At 68.2% G+C, this 509-nt stretch carries 1 protein-coding gene; it reads right to left on the bottom strand.

Features of this window, described 5'->3' with window-relative positions; genetic code table 11:
• Positions 1 to 509, bottom strand: a 509-nt coding sequence (locus tag MAA8898_RS25630) for a calcium-binding protein (RefSeq protein WP_141194969.1), incomplete at both ends; no start/stop codon positions are given.

The raw sequence follows: 509 nt of genomic DNA on the forward strand, positions 1-509 counted from the left end.
ACAGCCGCAGTTCGGAATTGCCGGAGGGGGCAAATGCCGCCGTGCCGCGGAACTCGAAGACACCCGGCGACAGCCCCGCCACCACGATGATGTCCACGCCCTGTTCAAAGTCGAGGATCTGGTCGCGCACAGCGCCGACCCCGGCATCGGCCAGGCTGCGGAAGACAAAGCTGTCCCTGTCTTCGCCGCCGCTCAGCAGGTCCAGCCCCGCGCCGCCGGCGAGGTCGTCCTCGCCCGCGCGGCCGCGCAGGATGTCGTTTCCGCTGCCGCCTTCCAGCACGTCGTCGCCGCTGCCGCCGTCCATCGTGTCATTGTCGGCGCCGCCGTCGAGGTAATCACTGCCGTCCTGGCCGACGAGGAGATCATTCCCAGCACAGCCCAGGATCGTGTCGTCTCCCGCGTTGGCGTTCAGCACGTCGTTCTGGTCGCCCCCGGAGAGATTGTCGTTGCCATCGCCGCCAAAGGCCGTGTCGTTCCCTTCGCCGCCGATCAGCGTATCGTCACCGCCG

The organism is Antarctobacter aquimaris (assembly GCF_900184945.1).
GTDB lineage: Bacteria > Pseudomonadota > Alphaproteobacteria > Rhodobacterales > Rhodobacteraceae > Maliponia > Maliponia aquimaris.